Raw genomic sequence first — 16,159 nt, forward strand, 5'->3', positions numbered from 1 at the left:
TCCCCGCCCGGCCGGGGTCACCTCGGGGTGACCAGGCGTGCCTCGTACGCGAACACCGCCGCCTGCGTGCGGTCCCGCAGGCCCAGCTTCACCAGAATGCGGCTCACATGGGTCTTGATCGTCGACTCCGCGACCACGAGCCGCCCGGCGATCTCCGAGTTGGACAGCCCCTGCGCGATCAGCACCAGCACCTCCGTCTCCCGATCGGTGAGATCCCCGTACGCCGCGTGCGCCGTCGCCGACATCCGGGGCTGGTCCGCGAGCTTGGAGAACTCCGTGATCAGACGTCTGGTGACCGAGGGAGCGAGCAACGCCTCCCCGGCCGACACCACTCTCACCCCGTCGGCGAGCTGGCGGGCCGAGGCGTCCTTGAGCAGGAAACCGGAGGCCCCCGCCCGCAGCGCCTGGTACACGTACTCGTCCAGGTCGAACGTCGTCAGCACCAGCACCTTCGCGGCGCCGTCCGCGGCGACGATCTCCCGGGTCGCGTCGATCCCGTTCATCTCCGGCATGCGGATGTCCATCAGCACGACGTCCGGCCGCAGCTCACGGACCCGTTCGACCGCCTCCCGGCCGTTGACCGCCTCGCCGACCACCTCGATGTCCGGCATCGCGCCGAGCAGCACGGAGAAGCCCTCGCGGACCATCATCTGGTCGTCGGCGATCAGCACGCGGATCGCCGGGCTCGTACCGCCCGTCATCCGGTCTCCTCACCCGACGGCACCGGCAGGAACACCGCCACCTCGTACCCTCCGTCCTCCATGACGCCGGCCGTCATCTCACCGTCCAGCATCGTGACGCGCTCGCGCATGCCCGTGATGCCGTGCCCCGCGCCGTGCGTGGACTTCTCCAGGGTCGCCGCCGGAGCGGGACCGTTCACTATCCGCAGGCCGAGCCCGCCCAGGACGTAGCCGATCTCGACGCGGGCCGACGCGCCCGGAGCGTGCCGCAGGGTGTTGCTGAGCGCCTCCTGCACTATCCGGTACGCCGACAGCTCGACGCCCTGCGGAAGTTCACGCACCGCGCCGGTGACCGCCTTGTCCACGGTCAGACCCGCGTCCCCCACATTGGCGAGGAGGGCGTCCAGATCCGCGAGCGTGGGCTGTGGCGCGTCCGGTGCCTCGTAGTCCTCGGCCCTGACCACACCCAGCACACGGCGCAGCTCGGTGAGCGCCGCCACCGCGTTCTCCCTGATCGTGACGAAGGCCTGCTCCAGCTCCGGGGGCGGGTTCTCCACCCGGTAGGGCGCCGCCTCCGCCTGGATGGCGACCACCGACATGTGGTGCGCGACCACGTCGTGCAGCTCGCGGGCGATCGTCGTGCGCTCTTCGAGCAGTGTGCGCCGGGAACGCTCCTGTGCCGTCTCCGACTGGTGGGCCGTCACCTCCTGCTCGGCCTCCCTGCGTATGTTCAGCACCGTGACGACCAGCAGGGCCAGCGCGGAGACGAAGAGCAGCGGGAACGTGTTGACGTTGTAGTAGCCCCCGCCGAAGAGCGTATCGGCGGTGAGGCTGTACCCGGCGGTCAGCAGCCACATCCACGCCGCGACACGGGGGCGGGACCGCAGGGCCACGACCGTCATCACGGTGACGTGCGCCAGGAAAGTTCCGGGCGCCCACGGCCAGTTGTTCCAGGCAGTCGTGAACATGGCGACGACCGGGGCCGCCGCGATCGAGATCCAGAAGGCGCCGACCGGGCGGACGAGGGTCGCCAGGACCGGGAGCAGGGCGAGGAGCCCGCACAGCAGGGGTGCGATCGAACCCCGGTCGGGGCCGCCGGCGGAGCTGTAGCCCGCGGCCATCGCTATCAGGCCGGCCGCCGCCACCGTCCCGTGCGGGATCCAGGCCGCCTTCGCGCGCAGGCCTCCGGGGAGCCGTCGGGTGAGCGGGCCGTCCGTACGCATGCGGGGGAGCGGGCGGTAGGCGAAGGCGTCGTGGAACATGTCCTGCCGCAGGCCGCGCACGGCGTCCGCGGCGAGGCGGTACTCCGGGCTGCGGGACTTGGTCCCGGCGCCGCCGCGGGGCGGGGGTGTCGTCTGCGTCTGGGTCGTCTCGGTCACGTTCAAAACGGTAGGCCCGGGTGGGGGGTGGGGTCGTCACCTGCGAGGAGGGTCCTTGGAGGTCCGTCTCAGGTACTACGGGTAGGGCCGGGGGATCCCGGGTGGACCGATGGTCCCCCGTGGGGCCGGGGCCGGGTGGGTCAGTAGCCCGTGGGGCGGATCAGGCCCGATTCGTAGGCGAAGACCGCGGCCTGGGTGCGGTCGCGCAGGCCCAGCTTGACGAGGATGCGGCCCACGTGGGTCTTCACGGTCTGCTCGGCCACCACCAGACACTGGGCGATCTCGGCGTTGGAGAGTCCCTGGGCGATGTGCGCCAGAACCTCGGTCTCCCGCTCGGTGAGGTCGCCGACGCGTTGCTTGAGAGGCGCGCGCGGGGTGGAGTCGAGACGGGAGAACTCGGCGATGAGCCGACGGGTGATGCCGGGGGCGAGGAGGGCGTCGCCGGCCGCCACCACGCGGACCGCTTCAGCGAGTTGATCGGCCGAGGCGTCCTTGAGGAGAAAACCGGACGCCCCGGCCCGGAGCGCTTCGTAGACGTACTCGTCGAGGTCGAACGTGGTGAGCACCAGGACCTTGATGTGCGGAGTGTCGGTGGTGATGCGGCGGGTCGCCTCGATGCCGCCGAGTTCGGGCATGCGGATGTCCATCAGGACGACGTCCGGCGCCAGTTCGGCGGCCTTGAGGATCGCGTCGAGTCCGTCGACCGCCTGACCGACCACCTCGATGCCCGCGTGGGTGTTGAGCAGCACGGTGAATCCCTGCCGCACCATCTGCTGGTCGTCGGCGATCAGTACGCGGATGGTGCCGCTCACGGTCGTCATGGCGTCTCTTCTCCTGTGCTGCCGGTGAAGCCGTCGTCGGGCCGGGCGCCATCGCGACCGGGACCGGAGTCGTCCGGAGCCGCGATGCCGTTGCCCGGGAGGAAGGCCGCCACCGCGAAACCGCCGCAGGACGTCTCCGAGGTCACGAGGGTGCCACCCAGCATCGCGACGCGTTCCCGCATGCCGAGCAGTCCGTGTCCCGCGCCCGGGGACGGCGGAGCGGGACGCTCGGGCCGCGAGTTGACGACTCTCACCTGGAGGCCCCGCGGGAAGTGCCAGAGTTCCACCTTGACCGCGGAACCCGGCGCGTGGCGCAGGGCGTTGCTCAGCGCCTCCTGGATGATCCGGTACGCCGACAGCTCGACGCCCGGTGCCAGCGGAAGCTGTTCCCCGGTGATCTCGGTGGTCACGTGCAGTCCCGCGGCGCGCGTGTTCTCGACCAGGGCGTCCAGACGGCCCAGCGTGGGCTGCGGAGCGTCCGGCGTCGCGCCCGCGCCCGCGCCGAGGCCGTACGGGTTGTCCGGATTCTCCGAGCGCAGCACTCCGAGCACCCGGCGCAGCTCGGTCAGCGCCTCCAGGGCGTTCTGCCGGATGCCTTCCAGGTTCTCCCTCAGTTCCTCGGTCGGGTTCTCGACCAGGTGCGGGGCGACCTGCGCCTGGATGGAGATCACCGACATGTGGTGCGCCACCACGTCGTGGAGCTCGCGCGCGATGCGGCTGCGCTCCTCCAGGACGGTGCGGCGGGCCCGCTCCTCCTCGGTCAGTGAGGCCTGTTCCACGAGTTGGGTACGGGCCTCACGGCGGCCGCGCAGCGCCGTGCCGAGCAGGACGACGGCGGCGAAGACGACGACCGCCAGCATTCCCGTCGGGTGATACGCCGGCCCCGGGAGCATGACCGCCGGAGAGTACGACGGTCCTCCGTCGAGGCCCTGCAGCCCGTAGGTGGCCAGACAGGTCAGGGACAGCGCGCCGGCAGCGACACGCGCGGGCAGCCGCAGGGCGAGCAGGAAGAGCACGAAGGCCTGCGCCGTGATCGCGGGCGTGCTCCACGGCCAGTCCGGTCCCGGTGACGGTCCCGGGATGTCCGCCACGATGTCCGAGCGGGCCGCCGCCGCGGCGATCACGCTCGTGCCCAGGGACACCCACCAGGCGGGCACGGGACGCCACAGCGCGAGCGCGACCGCCACGCCCAGAGCGAGGCCGCTCATCGTGCCCAGCGGGAAACCCAGTCGGTAGCCGTCGCTCAGCTCGTCCATGGCCGCGAGTCCGAGACCGAGGGCGATCAGGCACACCACGGCGTGCGGCAGCCTGCGCAGCAGGCGGGGCCGGGACAGCGGCGGCAGCGGCGCGGCCGCCGGCACCGCGAGCTCGGCCAGGATCCCGCGCAGGAACGGGAGAGGTGCCTGGACCAGCGCCTGTACCCGGGTTCCACGGGAGACACGAGTATCGCGTCGGACAACGGAGTCGCGGACGTCGGGCACGGTGGTCGGGCTGCCGCGCCGGGGTCCGGTCGGGGAGGCGGGTACCTCGGGCGGGCGTGCGGGGTCGTCCGGGAGCGTGGCGGGCTCGCTGTCCGGGGGCCGGTGCTCCTGGCTGGTCACGCCGTCAACCCTAGGCACGCGGCGCCGCCCCGGACGCTGCCGGGCCGGGACCGCGTCCGGAACGGTGGACGCGGACGACTCGGGACGGGCGGCCGACGGGGCGGCGGGGTCCCCGCTCGTGCACGCCGAAGGCGCACCAGCACAGGGCGAGGGCGCAGACGAAGACGGGCAGCCAGGCGGCTCTCGCGGCCACCCAGGCGAGCGAGTCGGGGGCGGTGTGCAGGCCGGGGAGCCGGCCCAGGAGCAGACCGAGGGCGGTGACGGCCATCAGGGACGTCTGGTGCCAGAGGAATATCGTCATCGCGGAGAGGTTGGCGAAGGCGGTCGCCGCCCAGACCGCGGGGCGCCGCATTCCGCGTCGCAGCGGCTCGCGCAGCAGCAGGGCGAGTCCGCACTGGGCGAGGCCGAAGGTGACGGCGGCCAGCGTCGGCGGGTTCAGGTTGGACACCGCGGACCCCGGTATGCCGACCATGGACGCCGGGTATCCGGCCCACGTCACCAGCACCACCGTCGTCACGACGCCGCCGCCGAACAGCACCCAGCCCGCGCGACGCCCCTCCAGCTCGCCGCGTGTCCAGGCGGCGCCCAGGGCGTACGGCACCAGCCAGCCGGCCGCGAGGTTCACCCAGCCGAGCCACGCCGGGCCTCCGAGCCCGAAGCGGATGACGTCCACATGGAGGACGACGGCCAGCGGCCACAGTGGACCGAGGCGGGTCAACAGCGGTGTCGCGGCGGTCAGTCCGGCGAAGACCACCAGGAACCAGAGCGGGGACAGCGCCAGTTTCACCAGCGTATGAATCGTGACGAGGTCCGCGCCGGACGCGAACAGGCAGGCCGTCGCGACCGCCCAGAGTGCCAGCACCGCCGCCACCGGCCGCAGAAGACGGCTCGTCCGGGCGCGCAGCCACTGCCCGTACGTCGTACCGCGTGCCTGCGCCGACGCGTAGCTCTTCGTCGCCAGATGGCCGCCCACCAGGAAGAACACGGCGAGCGTCTGGAAGGCCCAGGAGATCGGGGCCAGCCACGGCATTTGCTGCAACGGGCTCGCCGCGTGCAGGGTGCCGCCGTCCTCCACCAGCGCCGTCACCAGCCAGTGGCCCAGGACGACGCCCAGGATCGCGAGGGCGCGCAGGGCGTCGACGGCGCGGTCCCGCTCGACGGAGGTGGCCCGGTCGATGCGGCGGATCGCGGTCCGTACGCCGGTCAGGGCGGTCGTGCCGGTGATGTCACGCACGGGTGACCTCCGAGGGGTCGCCGAGGACGATGCGGGCGAGGTTGGCCAGGGACACCGAGCCCGGTGCGAAGTAGTCGCTGTGGCCGCCGGTGCCTGCCTGGAACACCCGGGCGCCGAAGGCCGGGGACACCGGGTCGGGGCCGAAGCCGACGGTCGTGCCGAAGAGGCCGAGGCTCGCGTGCGGCACGTGCGCGATCCAGTCGGCGGAGCCGCGGGCGGCCCAGACGCGGGCGGAGGTGCGCAGCGCGGCGGCGTCGGACGCTCCGGTGCCCGGGCTGCCGACGAGGACGATGTCGCTCACGTCCAGGCCCGGGGCCGCGCTGCCGCAGACCACCGTGCCGTACGAGTGGCAGAGCAGGGACACCCGCGCCGATCCGCCGACGACTCCGCGCAGTCGGTGCAGGAAGGCCCGCAGGAGCGGGGCCGCTTCCTTCGCTCGGTCCGTCGTCAGGACCGTGGTGCTCACGGTGCCCGGTGTCTCGTACCCGAGCCAGGCGAGGACGGCGCCGCGTCGGCCGAGCCGTGCCCGCAGCGCGGCCGCGCCGGCGCGGAAACGGTCGTACGTCTCCAGGGTGGTGTCCGAACCGGGGACCAGGACGGCCACGCGGTCGGCGTGGGCGAGGTCGCCGAAGACCTCGACGGCCCGGCCGGATCCCCGGCCGTCGAAGGAGAGGAAGCGGCGGGAGGGTGCGGTCATGGCGCGGTCGGCGGCGGCACGGGTGCGGTCGCCGTGGTCCGCGGCCATCCGTGCCGCCGCCGCGGCGTCGGCACGGTTCGCCTCGTATGCCTTGTCCAGCGTCGATGCCGTCAGCGGTGCGAGGACCGCGGGTGCCGGCGCGGGGATCTCCGGCCGGGCGGCCGCGGACACCGGGACCACGACGGCGGCCGTGACGAGCGCGGCGAGCGCCGTCCGGCGCAGCCGCCGGGCGATCCGGCCTCCGGCGCGACGGCGCGGGGGTTCCGTGGGGTGGCCCGGGTCCCCGGTGAGGGGGTGGCGCCCCGGGTCCGCGGGGTGGCCCGGGTCCTCGGCGCGACGGCGAACGGGTTCGGTGGGTGGTGTGCTCGGCCTGGCCCTCGGCGGGTCCGAGCGGGTGTCCGCTCTCCCGCGGGCGGTCGGTCGCGCCCGGAATTCCATGGTGTCCGTCCCTCCCCGTCCGCCCGTTCATCGGGCGCCGCTGGAAGGGAAATTACGGATCGTCACCTGTCGTCCGCGTCCCGCTGCGGACCTCATCCGGGAAGTAGCTCTCAGGTACTACGGGTATGACCGGGGTTCGAGAGGACGCCCAACACCCTTACCCATCAAGGGAGTTGAACAAGTTGAACAACTTCGAAGACTCCCTTCCCTCCCGGCCCGCAACCCGGCAGGCCGCCCGTCCACCCGGCAGGCCACCCGCCTACCAGGCCAGCTGGGCGATCTCATCGGCCACCACGGCGCAGGCGTCGGCGGCCGGGTCGATCAGCGGAAAGTGACCGACGTCGTCGAGGAGGGTCAGGCCGATCACCTCGCCCGCCCTGGCGGCCGCGTCCGCGTACGACTCGGCGACGGCCTGGGGCACGACGAGGTCGGTACGGCCCTGGACGACCGTGGTGGCGATGCCGGTCGGCAGCAGCCGCGCCGGGTCGGCGTACGGCAGGCGTTCCGCGAACGTGGCCTCCCCGCCCAGCAGTTGGCGGGACGCCCCACCGCAGACGGCGAGCTTCTCCGCGACCTGGAAGTCGGCGATCGGGGCGAGGGCGACGACGCCGCGCAGGGGTGCGGGGCGGTCGGTGCGCCAGGGCGCGTCGGCGGGCAGGAGGTGCCGGGCCGCCGCCCACAGGGCGAGGTGACCGCCCGCCGAGTGGCCCGTGACCACCATGCGCCGGGGGTCGGCCTGCGGGAGGGCCACGCGGACGAGCGCGGGAAGCGCGTCGAGTGCGGCCGCCACGTCGTCGAAGGTGTCGGGCCACCGGCCGGCGACCGGAGCGCCGGCCTCGGCCCCGGTGTCACCGCCGTCGGCGGTTCCGTCCCGGTCGCCGGTTCCGTCGGTCGGGGAACCGGCCTGCGCGGGGATCAGGAGCCTGGCCGCAGCGGGTGGCGTCTCCTCGCCGCGGCGGTACTCGACGTTCGCCACGGCGAGTCCGCGGCGGGTCAGGAAGTCCGCGAACGGAGTGATGTGGCGGCGGTCGTACGGGGCACGCCAGGCGCCGCCGTGCAGAACGACCACGAGCGGGGTGGGGACCGTCGGGTCGGGGTCGCGCGGAGCGTAGAAGTCGATCACCTGGTCGGGGTGGTCGCCGTACGCCATGGTGACGTCGGGGTCCACCGGCGGATGCGAGAAGGCTGACGCCTCTTCGGCGGCGTCGCGCGCGATCGCGGCGTCGTCGCCGTCCCGGGGTGCGGCGTCGTCCTGCATGCTCCAACCTCTCAGCGGTGAAACGGATTTGGCCGACGAGGGAACAATTCGGCCGTTTGCGGGGACGGTATCAGGCCGCGCACGTGGGTCGGCGGCGTGCTGTCGCTCTCGGTCAAGGGGGAACGGTTCTCCTTCCATGGCTCCGGGGCGCGGCAGGAACCCGGCGTACGGGTGGGGGCGGAGGGTGTCCGCCCCCTCCGCCCCCACCCGTCCCGCACTCGGGGCTCCGCCCCGGACCGCTCCTCAAACGCCGGAGGGGCTGCAATCTCCGCCCGGCGCGGGTTGGAGTCCGCCCGGCCGGGCGGACTCCAACCCGCGGCCGGTTCAGCCCAAAATCTCCGCCAGGACCCTCGCCGCCCGTTCCGTGTCCTGGAAACCGACGTACAGGGGGGTGAAGCCGAAGCGCAGGATGTCCGGGTGGCGGAAGTCGCCCACGACACCCCGGTCGATCAGGCTCTTCATCACGGCGCCCGCGTCGGCGCAGCGCAGGGCCACCTGGCTGCCCCGTTCCGCGTGGGCGGACGGGGTCACGGACTCGACCCGGCCCTCGGGGACGTACGCGGAGACGCACTCCAGGAAGAAGTCGGTCAGGGCGAGCGACTTGGCGCGGACGCTGTCGATCGAGACGCCCTCCCAGACCTCCAGCGCCGCTTCCAGGGCCAGCATCGAGAGGATGTCCGGCGTGCCGACCCGTCCGCGCAGGGCACCCGGTGCCGGGGCGTACGACGGGCTCATGCCGAAGGGGTCCGCGTGCGAGTTCCAGCCGGGGAGCGGGGAGTCGAAGCGGTCCTGGAGGCCGGCTCGGATGTAGAGGTACGCGGGCGAACCCGGGCCGCCGTTCAGGTACTTGTAGGTGCAGCCGACCGCCAGGTCCACCCCGTGCTCGTCGAGACCGACCGGCAGGGCTCCCGCGGAGTGGCACAGGTCCCACACCGATACGGCGCCCGCCGCGCGGATCGCGGAGGTCAGGGACGGGAGGTCGTAGCGCCGGCCCGTGCGGTAGTCGACGTGGTTGAGCAGCACCGCCGCCGTACGGGAGCTGAGCGCCGAGGGCACCTCGTCCGGGTCGACCGGACGCAGCTCGCAGCCCGTCATCCGGGCCGCCGACGCCGCGATGTACCCGTCCGTCGGGAACGTCGTGGCGTCGACGACGATCTCGTCGCGCCCCTCGCCCGCCATCCGTACGGCACCCACCAGCGCCTTGAACACGTTCACGCTGGTCGAGTCACCGACCACGATCTGTCCGGCCGCCGCGCCGACCAGCGGGGCGATCAGGTCGCCGATCCGCTCGGGCGCGGTCCACCAGCCGCTCTCCTCCCAGGAGCGGATGCGCAGTTCGCCCCACTGCCTGCGGACGACGTCCTCGACCCGGCCCGGGACCCCGGCCGACAGCGCGCCGAGCGAGTTCCCGTCCAGGTAGACCACGTCGTCGAGCACGAACTGCTCGCGCAGTCCGGCGAGTTCGTCCGCCGCGTCCAGTTCCGCCGCCCGCGCGCCCAGCGCTGACACAGCATCCGGCTCAGACACCCGCTCCGGCACTCGCTCAGCCACTGGCTCAGACATGGGACCTCGCCGTCCACAGCTCGGGGAACACGTTCTTCTGCGCGCGCTTCTCCAGCCAGGCCACCCCGGCGGAGCCGCCCGTGCCGGTCTTCGAGCCCATCGCCCGCCGGGTGGCGACGAGGTGGTCGTTGCGCCAGCGCCACACCAGCTCGGCGACATCCGTCAGCGCCTCGCCGAGCCGCGCGAGCTCGTCGCTGTCGTCACCGGAGTACAGAGCCGCCCAGGCGGCCTCCACCTCGGGCACGGGCTCGTAGCGCTTCGACACGTCACGCTCCAGCACGGAGGCCGGGATCGCGTGCCCGCGCCGCGAGAGCAGCCGCAGCACCTCGTCGTACAGGCTCGGCTCGTGCAGCGCCTTCTCCAGCTCGGCGTACACCCGCGAGGCCCCGCGGTGCGGGACGAGCATGGAGGCGGACTTCTCGCCGAGCAGGAACTCCATGCGCCGGTACATCGCCGACTGGAAACCGGAACCCTCGCCGAGGGCCGAACGGTAGGAGTTGAACTGCGCGGGGGTGAGCTGTCCGAGCGGGCGCCAGGACGCGTTGAGCGCGTCCAGCTCGCGCACGGACCGCTTCAGCGCGGCCACCGCGACGGGGACGTCGTCGGCGCGCAGCGCCTTGGCCGCCGTCTCCCACTCGTGGACGATGACCGTGAACCACAGCTCCATGACCTGGGTCGTCACCAGGAAGACCATCTCTCCGGGATCGTCGGAGAGGGTGTGCTGGAGGTGGGTGAGCACGTCCGCCTGTACGTAGTCCTCGTACGGCGTGGTGCCCTGGAAGTCGAGATGCGGAGTCTCGGGCTCCTGAGCCTGCGTGGGCTGAGCCTGGTGGGACATCGCTGTCTCCTGCAATGTGCTCCGGGTAGCGGTCCGCCCCTGCCGTTACCGACACGGGGGCCCCGGTCCCCATCGGGCATCCTCCACAATCGTCCCCCGAAACCGCAAGGTCCGCCTGGTCACACCAGGCGGACCCGCGGCGGAGCCCCCGTGGGCGGCCCCTGGCCGACCCCTAGCCCAGCGTCTGGGCCGCCGTCGGCGAGGAGTCCTTCAGGAACTGGCTGCAGCGCTCGTACTCCTCCTGCTCGCCGATCGCCTGCGCGGCGCGGGCGAGGGCGTGCAGGGCGCGCAGGAAACCGCGGTTCGGCTCGTGCTCCCAGGGCACCGGACCGTGCCCCTTCCAGCCGCTGCGGCGCAGGGCGTCCAGGCCTCGGTGGTAGCCGGTACGGGCGTAGGCGTACGACTCGACGACGCCGCCCCGCTCGAACGCGTCGTCGGCGAGCTGCGCCCAGGCGAGCGAGGAGGTGGGGTACTTGGCGGCGACATCGGCGGGGGCCGTGCCGTTCGCGAGGAGCTCGCGCGGCTCCGGGTCGTCGGGGAGATGGGTCGGGGGCGGTCCCCCGAAGAGGTTCTCGTGAATCGTCATGGGTTCCAGTCTGCTGCATTGCCGGTGATCGGTAACGGTTGCCCACGGCGCTCGGGGAACGATCCGTTCCGTGGTCGGACCTCGATCAGAGGCCGCCGCACGTGTTCACGCCAAACGGGGGAATCGTCATGCGTACACCGACCGCTGCCCGGATCGGCAGAAGTGGCGCCCCGGGCTCCCTCGCCGCCGCCCTTCCGTTCGCGACGACCGCCTGCGGACCCGGCGACGACACCGTCGCCGACACCGCCGGAACCTCCTCCCCGCCGGCCTCCGCCCCGCCCACGGCGACCGCGGCCTCGACCGCCGGCCGCGCGCCCGCGGCCTCCGCGTCGAAGATCTCCGCCGCCACCCCCACGGCCACCACCGCGGCCCTTCCGACGGCCCCGCCTGCAAGGGGTGGGCCGGTATCGACATCACGTTGTGCTGCCCGGCACGCGCGTCGCGAAGGACGGCTCGTACATCGCGGTCCAGGAGGGCACCTGGACCCTGCCCGCGGCCCGACGCCCCCGTCTGGCACGCGATGGGCCCGCGACGGGCCCGCGGCACGAGATACGGCTCTCCGGGACGGCGTCGATCTCCGTGGACGAACCGTTCTACGACACCGACGTGAACAGGCCGATCGACGTCCGCGCCTTCCTCGGCGAGGCCGACGCCTCCGCCCGTGCGAGCCGGATGCACTTCGCCTACCGGATCGACGCCTCCGGCACGATCACGAAGCTGGACCGGTGCTGGAAGGCGTAGAACCCGGGGAGCCGGGAGGACCGGGTGAGCCCGGGGCCCCGAGGACGCCCCGGGAGCGTTCCGGCTCCAGCGGGGGTGCCGTCACCGAGCCGTGCGTGTGGCACTCGGGGCGGAGACAGCCGGGCGCCGGGCGGCGTACGGCCGTGAAGGCCAGCACCGAGCCGATCACCAGCACGCCCGCGCACAGCGGCATCGCCCGGCGGAAGGCCGCGTCGAAGGCCTCCGCCGAGCGGTACGCGTCCGGTCCCATCCCGGTGAGCAGCGGCAGCGCGGCCACCGCGACGAGCCCGGCGGCGCGGGCCGCCGCGTTGTTGATCCCGCTGGCCAGGCCCGCACGCCCGACGTCCACGGAAGCCAGGACGGTCGCGGTCAGCGGAGCGACCAGGGTCACCATGCCGAGGCCCATCACGAGCAGCGCGGGCAGCACATCGGTCACGTACACGGCGCCCTCCCCCACGCGCAGCATCAGCAGCATGCCCGCGGCACACAGCAGCGGACCGACGGTGAGCGGAATGCGCGGGCCGATGTGCTGGGCGAGCTCGCCGGAACGGGCGGAGAACAGCAGCATCAGGACCGTGGTCGGCAGCAGCGCCGTACCGGCCTGGAGCGCGGAGTAGCCCGCCACGACCTGGAGCTGGAGCGCGGTCAGGAAGAAGAAGCCGCCGAAGGCCGCGTAGACGCAGAGGGTCACCAGGTTGACCACCGTGAACTGGCGCGAGGCGAAGATGTCCGGCGGCATCATCGGATCGGGCCGCCGCCGCTCGACGTACACGAAGGCCACCCCGGCCGCCACACCGCCGACCGCCGCCACCCACACCAGCGGGGAACCGCTCCTGGCCTCGATCAGGGCGTACGTCACCAGGGCGAGCGAGAGCGCGCCGAGGACGGCGCCCAGCACGTCGAACCCGCGGTGCGGCCCCCGTCCACCGCTCCCGGGTCCGGCCGGGGCTTCGGCCGTATCTTCGGCCGAGGCCCGGGCGGGAGCTCCGGCCCGAGCGGCTGTCGAGCGGGAGGCTCCCCCCACCGACTCCGGAACGTGCAGCAGGGCGATCGGGGCGCAGACCAGCGCGACGGGGATGTTCAGCAGGAAGACCCAGCGCCAGCCGGGCCCGTCCACCAGCCAGCCGCCCAGGAACGGCCCGACGGCGGCCCCGACACCCCCGAAACCCGACCACAGGCCGATGGCACGCGCCCGGTCGTCCGGGTGGAAGGAGGCCTGGATGATCGCCAGCGAGCCGGGGGTGAGGAGCGCCCCGCCGACGCCCTGGAGGACACGGGCGGCGATGAGCACGCCCACGTTCGGCGCGAGCCCGCAGAGCAGGGAGGCGGCCGCGAACCACACCACGCCGATGACGAAGACCCTCCGGCGCCCGAAGCGGTCCCCGAGCGAGCCGCCCAGCAGGATCAGCCCGGCCAGCGACAGCATGTAGCCGTTCACGGTCCACTGGAGGGCGGCGAGGCTGGCGTTCAGGTCCCGGCCGATGGTCGGCAGAGCGACGTTGACGACCGTCGAGTCCAGCAGGGCCATGCTGGAGCCGAGGACGGTGGTCAGCAGGATCCACTTCCCGGTCCGGGAGGCGATCCGCACCGCGGGCCCGCCGTCCGATACGTCCGATGCGTCCCGCGCAGGAACAGCCATACCTCGGAGCATACGGAAGGGCCCGGCACCGTGGCAGGTGCCGGGCCCTTCCCGGGGGACGGCCACCGGGTGGTCGTACGACCACCGGACGGCCCCCGGTCGACTACTTGAGGCGGGTGCCCGTGGAACGCAGGGCGGCGCAGGCCTCGGTCACCCGCGCGGCCATGCCGGCCTCGGCGAGCTTGCCCCAGGTGCGCGGGTCGTACTTCGACTTGGTGCCGACCTCGCCGTCGACCTTCAGGACAGCGTCGTAGTTGCGGAACATGTGGTCCACGACCGGGCGCGTGAAGGCGTACTGGGTGTCGGTGTCGAGGTTCATCTTCACGACGCCGTTCTCCAGCGCGGTGGCGATCTCCTCGGCGGTGGAGCCGGAGCCGCCGTGGAAGACGAAGTCGAACGGGCTCGCCTTGCCGTACTTGGCGCCCACACCCTCCTGGAGGTCCTTGAGGAGCTCGGGGCGCAGGACGACGTTGCCCGGCTTGTACACACCGTGCACGTTGCCGAACGAGGCGGCGAGCAGGTAGCGGCCCTTGTCGCCGAGGCCGAGGGCCTCCGCGGTGCGCAGGGCGTCGTCGACGGTCGTGTACAGCTCGTCGTTGATCTCGTGGCTGACGCCGTCCTCCTCGCCACCGGTCGGGGTGATCTCGACCTCAAGGATGATCTTCGCGGCGACGGCCTTGGCGAGCAGCTCCTGGCCGATGGCCAGGTTGTCGGCCAGCGTCTCGGCGGAACCGTCCCACATGTGGGACTGGAACAGCGGGTTCTCGCCCTTGGCGACGCGCGCGGCGGAGACGTCGATCAGCGGACGTACGTAGCCGTCCAGCTTGTCCTTGGGACAGTGGTCCGTGTGCAGCGCGACCGTGATGTCGTACTTCGCGGCGACGATGTGCGCGAACTCGGCGAGCGCGACGGCGCCCGTCACCATGTCCTTCTTGTGCTGACCGCCGAGGAACTCCGCACCACCGGTGGAGATCTGGATGATGCCGTCGCTCTCGGCCTCCGCGAAGCCGCGCAGCGCAGCGTGCAGGGTCTGGGACGAGGTCACGTTGATGGCCGGGTAGGCGAACTTGCCTGCCTTCGCCCGGTCGAGCATCTCGTTGTAGACCTCGGGGGTTGCGATGGGCATCTGTCCGCTCCTTGTATGTGCGGGTCTGCGTACTGCTGCTGCGGTACGACGGGACTGGTGCTTATGGCCCTGACCTAGGGGGGCGACGTCATCGTCGGCCCCATCTTTCCAGACATCGCCGGATGCTCCAGACCCCCATCCGACATGCGGGACCCGGCCGTCGGCGGGGTCCCGCGGGAGCTTCGTCAGTCGAGCCCCAACTCGCCCTTGGAGTAGGCGAAGAGGTACGGAACACCCGCTCCGGCCTCGATCTTCTCGGCGGCGCCGGTCGCACGGTCGACGATCGTGGCGACCCCGACGACCTCGGCCCCGGCCTCCCGGACGGCCTGGACGGCTTCGAGCGGGGAGCCGCCCGTGGTCGAGGTGTCCTCGACGACGAGGACGCGCCGGCCCTTGATCTCGGGACCCTCGACACGGCGCTGCAGACCGTGCGCCTTGGCGGCCTTGCGGACGACGAAGGCGTCGAGCCTGCGCCCGCTCGCGGCGGCGGCGTGCAGCATGGCCCCGGCGACCGGGTCGGCGCCCATCGTCAGTCCGCCGACCGCGTCGAAGTCCAGGTCGGCCGTGAGGTCGAGAAGGACCTGGCCGACGAGCGGGGCGGCCTCGCCGTCCAGTGTGATGCGGCGCAGGTCCACGTAGTAGTCGGCCTCAAGACCCGAGGAGAGGGTCACCTTGCCGTGCACCACGGCCTTGTCCTTGATCTGCTGCAGCAGCGCTCCGCGTACGTCACTCATGGACGCCAGCTTAGAGGCGCCGCCAGCTCCAGGTGGTGGCGGCTTCGAGGGGTTCGATCGGTGTGACCAGGCGGGGGTGGGTGTTGAGCCCGTTCGGCGGACCGGTCTGCGGCTCCACGCACACGGCCGCCTCCTGCTCGTCGTAGACGACGGCCCACTCCTCGCGGCTGCCGACCTTCAGCTCCAGCCGCCCCGGCCAGGTGAGCGTGACGTCGACGCCGCCCGGCATGCCGAAGCAGTCGTCCCAGGGGCCCGGCTTCGGGTCGACGCGGTTCCCGGTGGGCAGGTGGTCCTCGCCCCGCTCCTCCTGCCAGGCCGGCCGGAAGTCGACGCGGACGTCCTCGCCGCCGTCCCCCAGGTTCCTGTTGAACCAGGGGTGCCAGCCGATCTGGGCCGGGAACGAGTCCCCGTACGTCTCCACGGACATGGTGATCGTCAGAGCGTCCTCGGTGAGGGCGAAGGCCTGGGTGACGCGGGCCGGGTGCGGCCAGGGGTCCACCAGGTCGTACGTGATCACGGCATCGTCCGCGGTGACGCGCGCGGTCTTCCAGGCACCGTCGCGGGCGGTGCCGTGGATGGCGTGCGGCGGGGAGTTGAGCGGCATCTGCCGTACGGCGGCACCGTCGAGGAACCGGCCGTCGCGGATCCGCCCGCACCACGGGACCATCGGGAAGCACCCGAACTTCGCTCCCTGGCGCAGCAGTTCGACTCCGCCGACCCGCAGACTCCCGACCCGTCCGCCGTTCCCCGGCGCCACGGTCACCTCCGCGTCACCCGCGGTCAGCGTGATGTCTTCGTTACTCACGGGGTCGACCCTACTGGGG

The 16,159-nt window shown here is 72.6% G+C and carries 16 protein-coding genes; 1 reads left to right on the forward strand and 15 read right to left on the reverse strand.

The window, feature by feature from the left end; all coding sequences use genetic code 11:
- Positions 1-17: 17 nt before the first annotated feature.
- The 11 genes from OHT01_RS19160 to OHT01_RS19210 all read right to left on the reverse strand — a co-directional run bounded on the left by OHT01_RS19160 (position 18) and on the right by OHT01_RS19210 (position 11,444).
- Positions 18-701: a response regulator transcription factor gene (locus OHT01_RS19160; protein WP_328554358.1), complete on the reverse strand. Its 684-nt coding sequence runs from the start codon at positions 699-701 to the stop codon at positions 18-20.
- Positions 698-2,059, reverse strand: a complete 1,362-nt coding sequence (locus OHT01_RS19165) for a sensor histidine kinase (protein WP_328554359.1) — start codon at positions 2,057-2,059, stop codon at positions 698-700. Before OHT01_RS19165 ends, OHT01_RS19160 begins: the two co-directional genes overlap by 4 nt.
- Positions 2,060-2,199: 140 nt before the next feature.
- The gene (locus OHT01_RS19170) at positions 2,200-2,880 is read right to left on the reverse strand and encodes a response regulator transcription factor (RefSeq protein ID WP_328554360.1); all 681 of its coding nucleotides are present in this window, start codon (positions 2,878-2,880) and stop codon (positions 2,200-2,202) included.
- On the reverse strand, positions 2,877-4,241 hold the full coding sequence (locus tag OHT01_RS19175) for a sensor histidine kinase (RefSeq protein WP_328558173.1): 1,365 nt from the start codon (positions 4,239-4,241) through the stop codon (positions 2,877-2,879). Before OHT01_RS19175 ends, OHT01_RS19170 begins: the two co-directional genes overlap by 4 nt.
- 250 nt (positions 4,242-4,491) lie before the next feature.
- Positions 4,492-5,706 (reverse strand): acyltransferase family protein, encoded by a 1,215-nt coding sequence (locus tag OHT01_RS19180; RefSeq protein WP_443043535.1) that lies wholly within the window; start codon positions 5,704-5,706, stop codon positions 4,492-4,494.
- Position 5,707: 1 nt separating this feature from the next.
- A complete protein-coding gene (locus tag OHT01_RS19185) occupies positions 5,708-6,850 on the reverse strand; it encodes an alpha/beta hydrolase (RefSeq protein WP_328554362.1) in 1,143 nt (380 codons plus the stop codon).
- 259 nt (positions 6,851-7,109) lie between these two features.
- Positions 7,110-8,108 carry an alpha/beta hydrolase gene (locus tag OHT01_RS19190; protein WP_328554363.1) on the reverse strand — a complete coding sequence of 333 codons (999 nt, stop codon included), beginning with the start codon at positions 8,106-8,108 and terminating at the stop codon, positions 7,110-7,112.
- Between the two features lie 324 nt (positions 8,109-8,432).
- The gene (kynU, locus tag OHT01_RS19195) at positions 8,433-9,617 is read right to left on the reverse strand and encodes a kynureninase (protein WP_328554364.1); all 1,185 of its coding nucleotides are present in this window, start codon (positions 9,615-9,617) and stop codon (positions 8,433-8,435) included.
- Positions 9,618-9,663: 46 nt separating this feature from the next.
- Entirely contained in the window at positions 9,664-10,509 is an 846-nt protein-coding gene (locus OHT01_RS19200; protein WP_328554365.1) for a tryptophan 2,3-dioxygenase family protein, read from the reverse strand.
- 172 nt (positions 10,510-10,681) lie between these two features.
- A complete protein-coding gene (locus OHT01_RS19205; RefSeq protein ID WP_328554366.1) occupies positions 10,682-11,095 on the reverse strand; it encodes a DUF3151 domain-containing protein in 414 nt (137 codons plus the stop codon).
- An 85-nt stretch (positions 11,096-11,180) separates the two neighbouring features.
- Positions 11,181-11,444, reverse strand: coding sequence for a hypothetical protein (locus OHT01_RS19210; RefSeq protein ID WP_328554367.1), 264 nt, complete (start codon positions 11,442-11,444; stop codon positions 11,181-11,183).
- A gap of 71 nt (positions 11,445-11,515) precedes the next feature.
- Between OHT01_RS19210 and OHT01_RS19215 the strand changes: the two genes are divergently transcribed.
- Entirely contained in the window at positions 11,516-11,836 is a 321-nt protein-coding gene (locus OHT01_RS19215) for a hypothetical protein (RefSeq protein ID WP_328554368.1), read from the forward strand.
- On the opposite strand, the gene OHT01_RS19220 is transcribed toward OHT01_RS19215, so the two are convergent.
- From OHT01_RS19220 to OHT01_RS19235, 4 genes are all read right to left on the reverse strand, one after another.
- Entirely contained in the window at positions 11,805-13,475 is a 1,671-nt protein-coding gene (locus OHT01_RS19220; protein ID WP_328554369.1) for an MFS transporter, read from the reverse strand. The two genes, OHT01_RS19215 and OHT01_RS19220, sit on opposite strands and share 32 nt — an antisense overlap.
- A 103-nt stretch (positions 13,476-13,578) precedes the next feature.
- Positions 13,579-14,601 carry a class II fructose-bisphosphate aldolase gene (gene fbaA / locus OHT01_RS19225; RefSeq protein WP_328554370.1) on the reverse strand — a complete coding sequence of 341 codons (1,023 nt, stop codon included), beginning with the start codon at positions 14,599-14,601 and terminating at the stop codon, positions 13,579-13,581.
- A gap of 185 nt (positions 14,602-14,786) precedes the next feature.
- Positions 14,787-15,335: an orotate phosphoribosyltransferase gene (gene pyrE / locus OHT01_RS19230; protein WP_328554371.1), complete on the reverse strand. Its 549-nt coding sequence runs from the start codon at positions 15,333-15,335 to the stop codon at positions 14,787-14,789.
- A gap of 10 nt (positions 15,336-15,345) precedes the next feature.
- Positions 15,346-16,140 carry an aldose epimerase family protein gene (locus OHT01_RS19235; protein WP_328554372.1) on the reverse strand — a complete coding sequence of 265 codons (795 nt, stop codon included), beginning with the start codon at positions 16,138-16,140 and terminating at the stop codon, positions 15,346-15,348.
- Positions 16,141-16,159 lie beyond the last annotated feature (19 nt).

This window comes from Streptomyces sp. NBC_00358 (assembly GCF_036099295.1).
GTDB lineage: Bacteria > Actinomycetota > Actinomycetes > Streptomycetales > Streptomycetaceae > Streptomyces.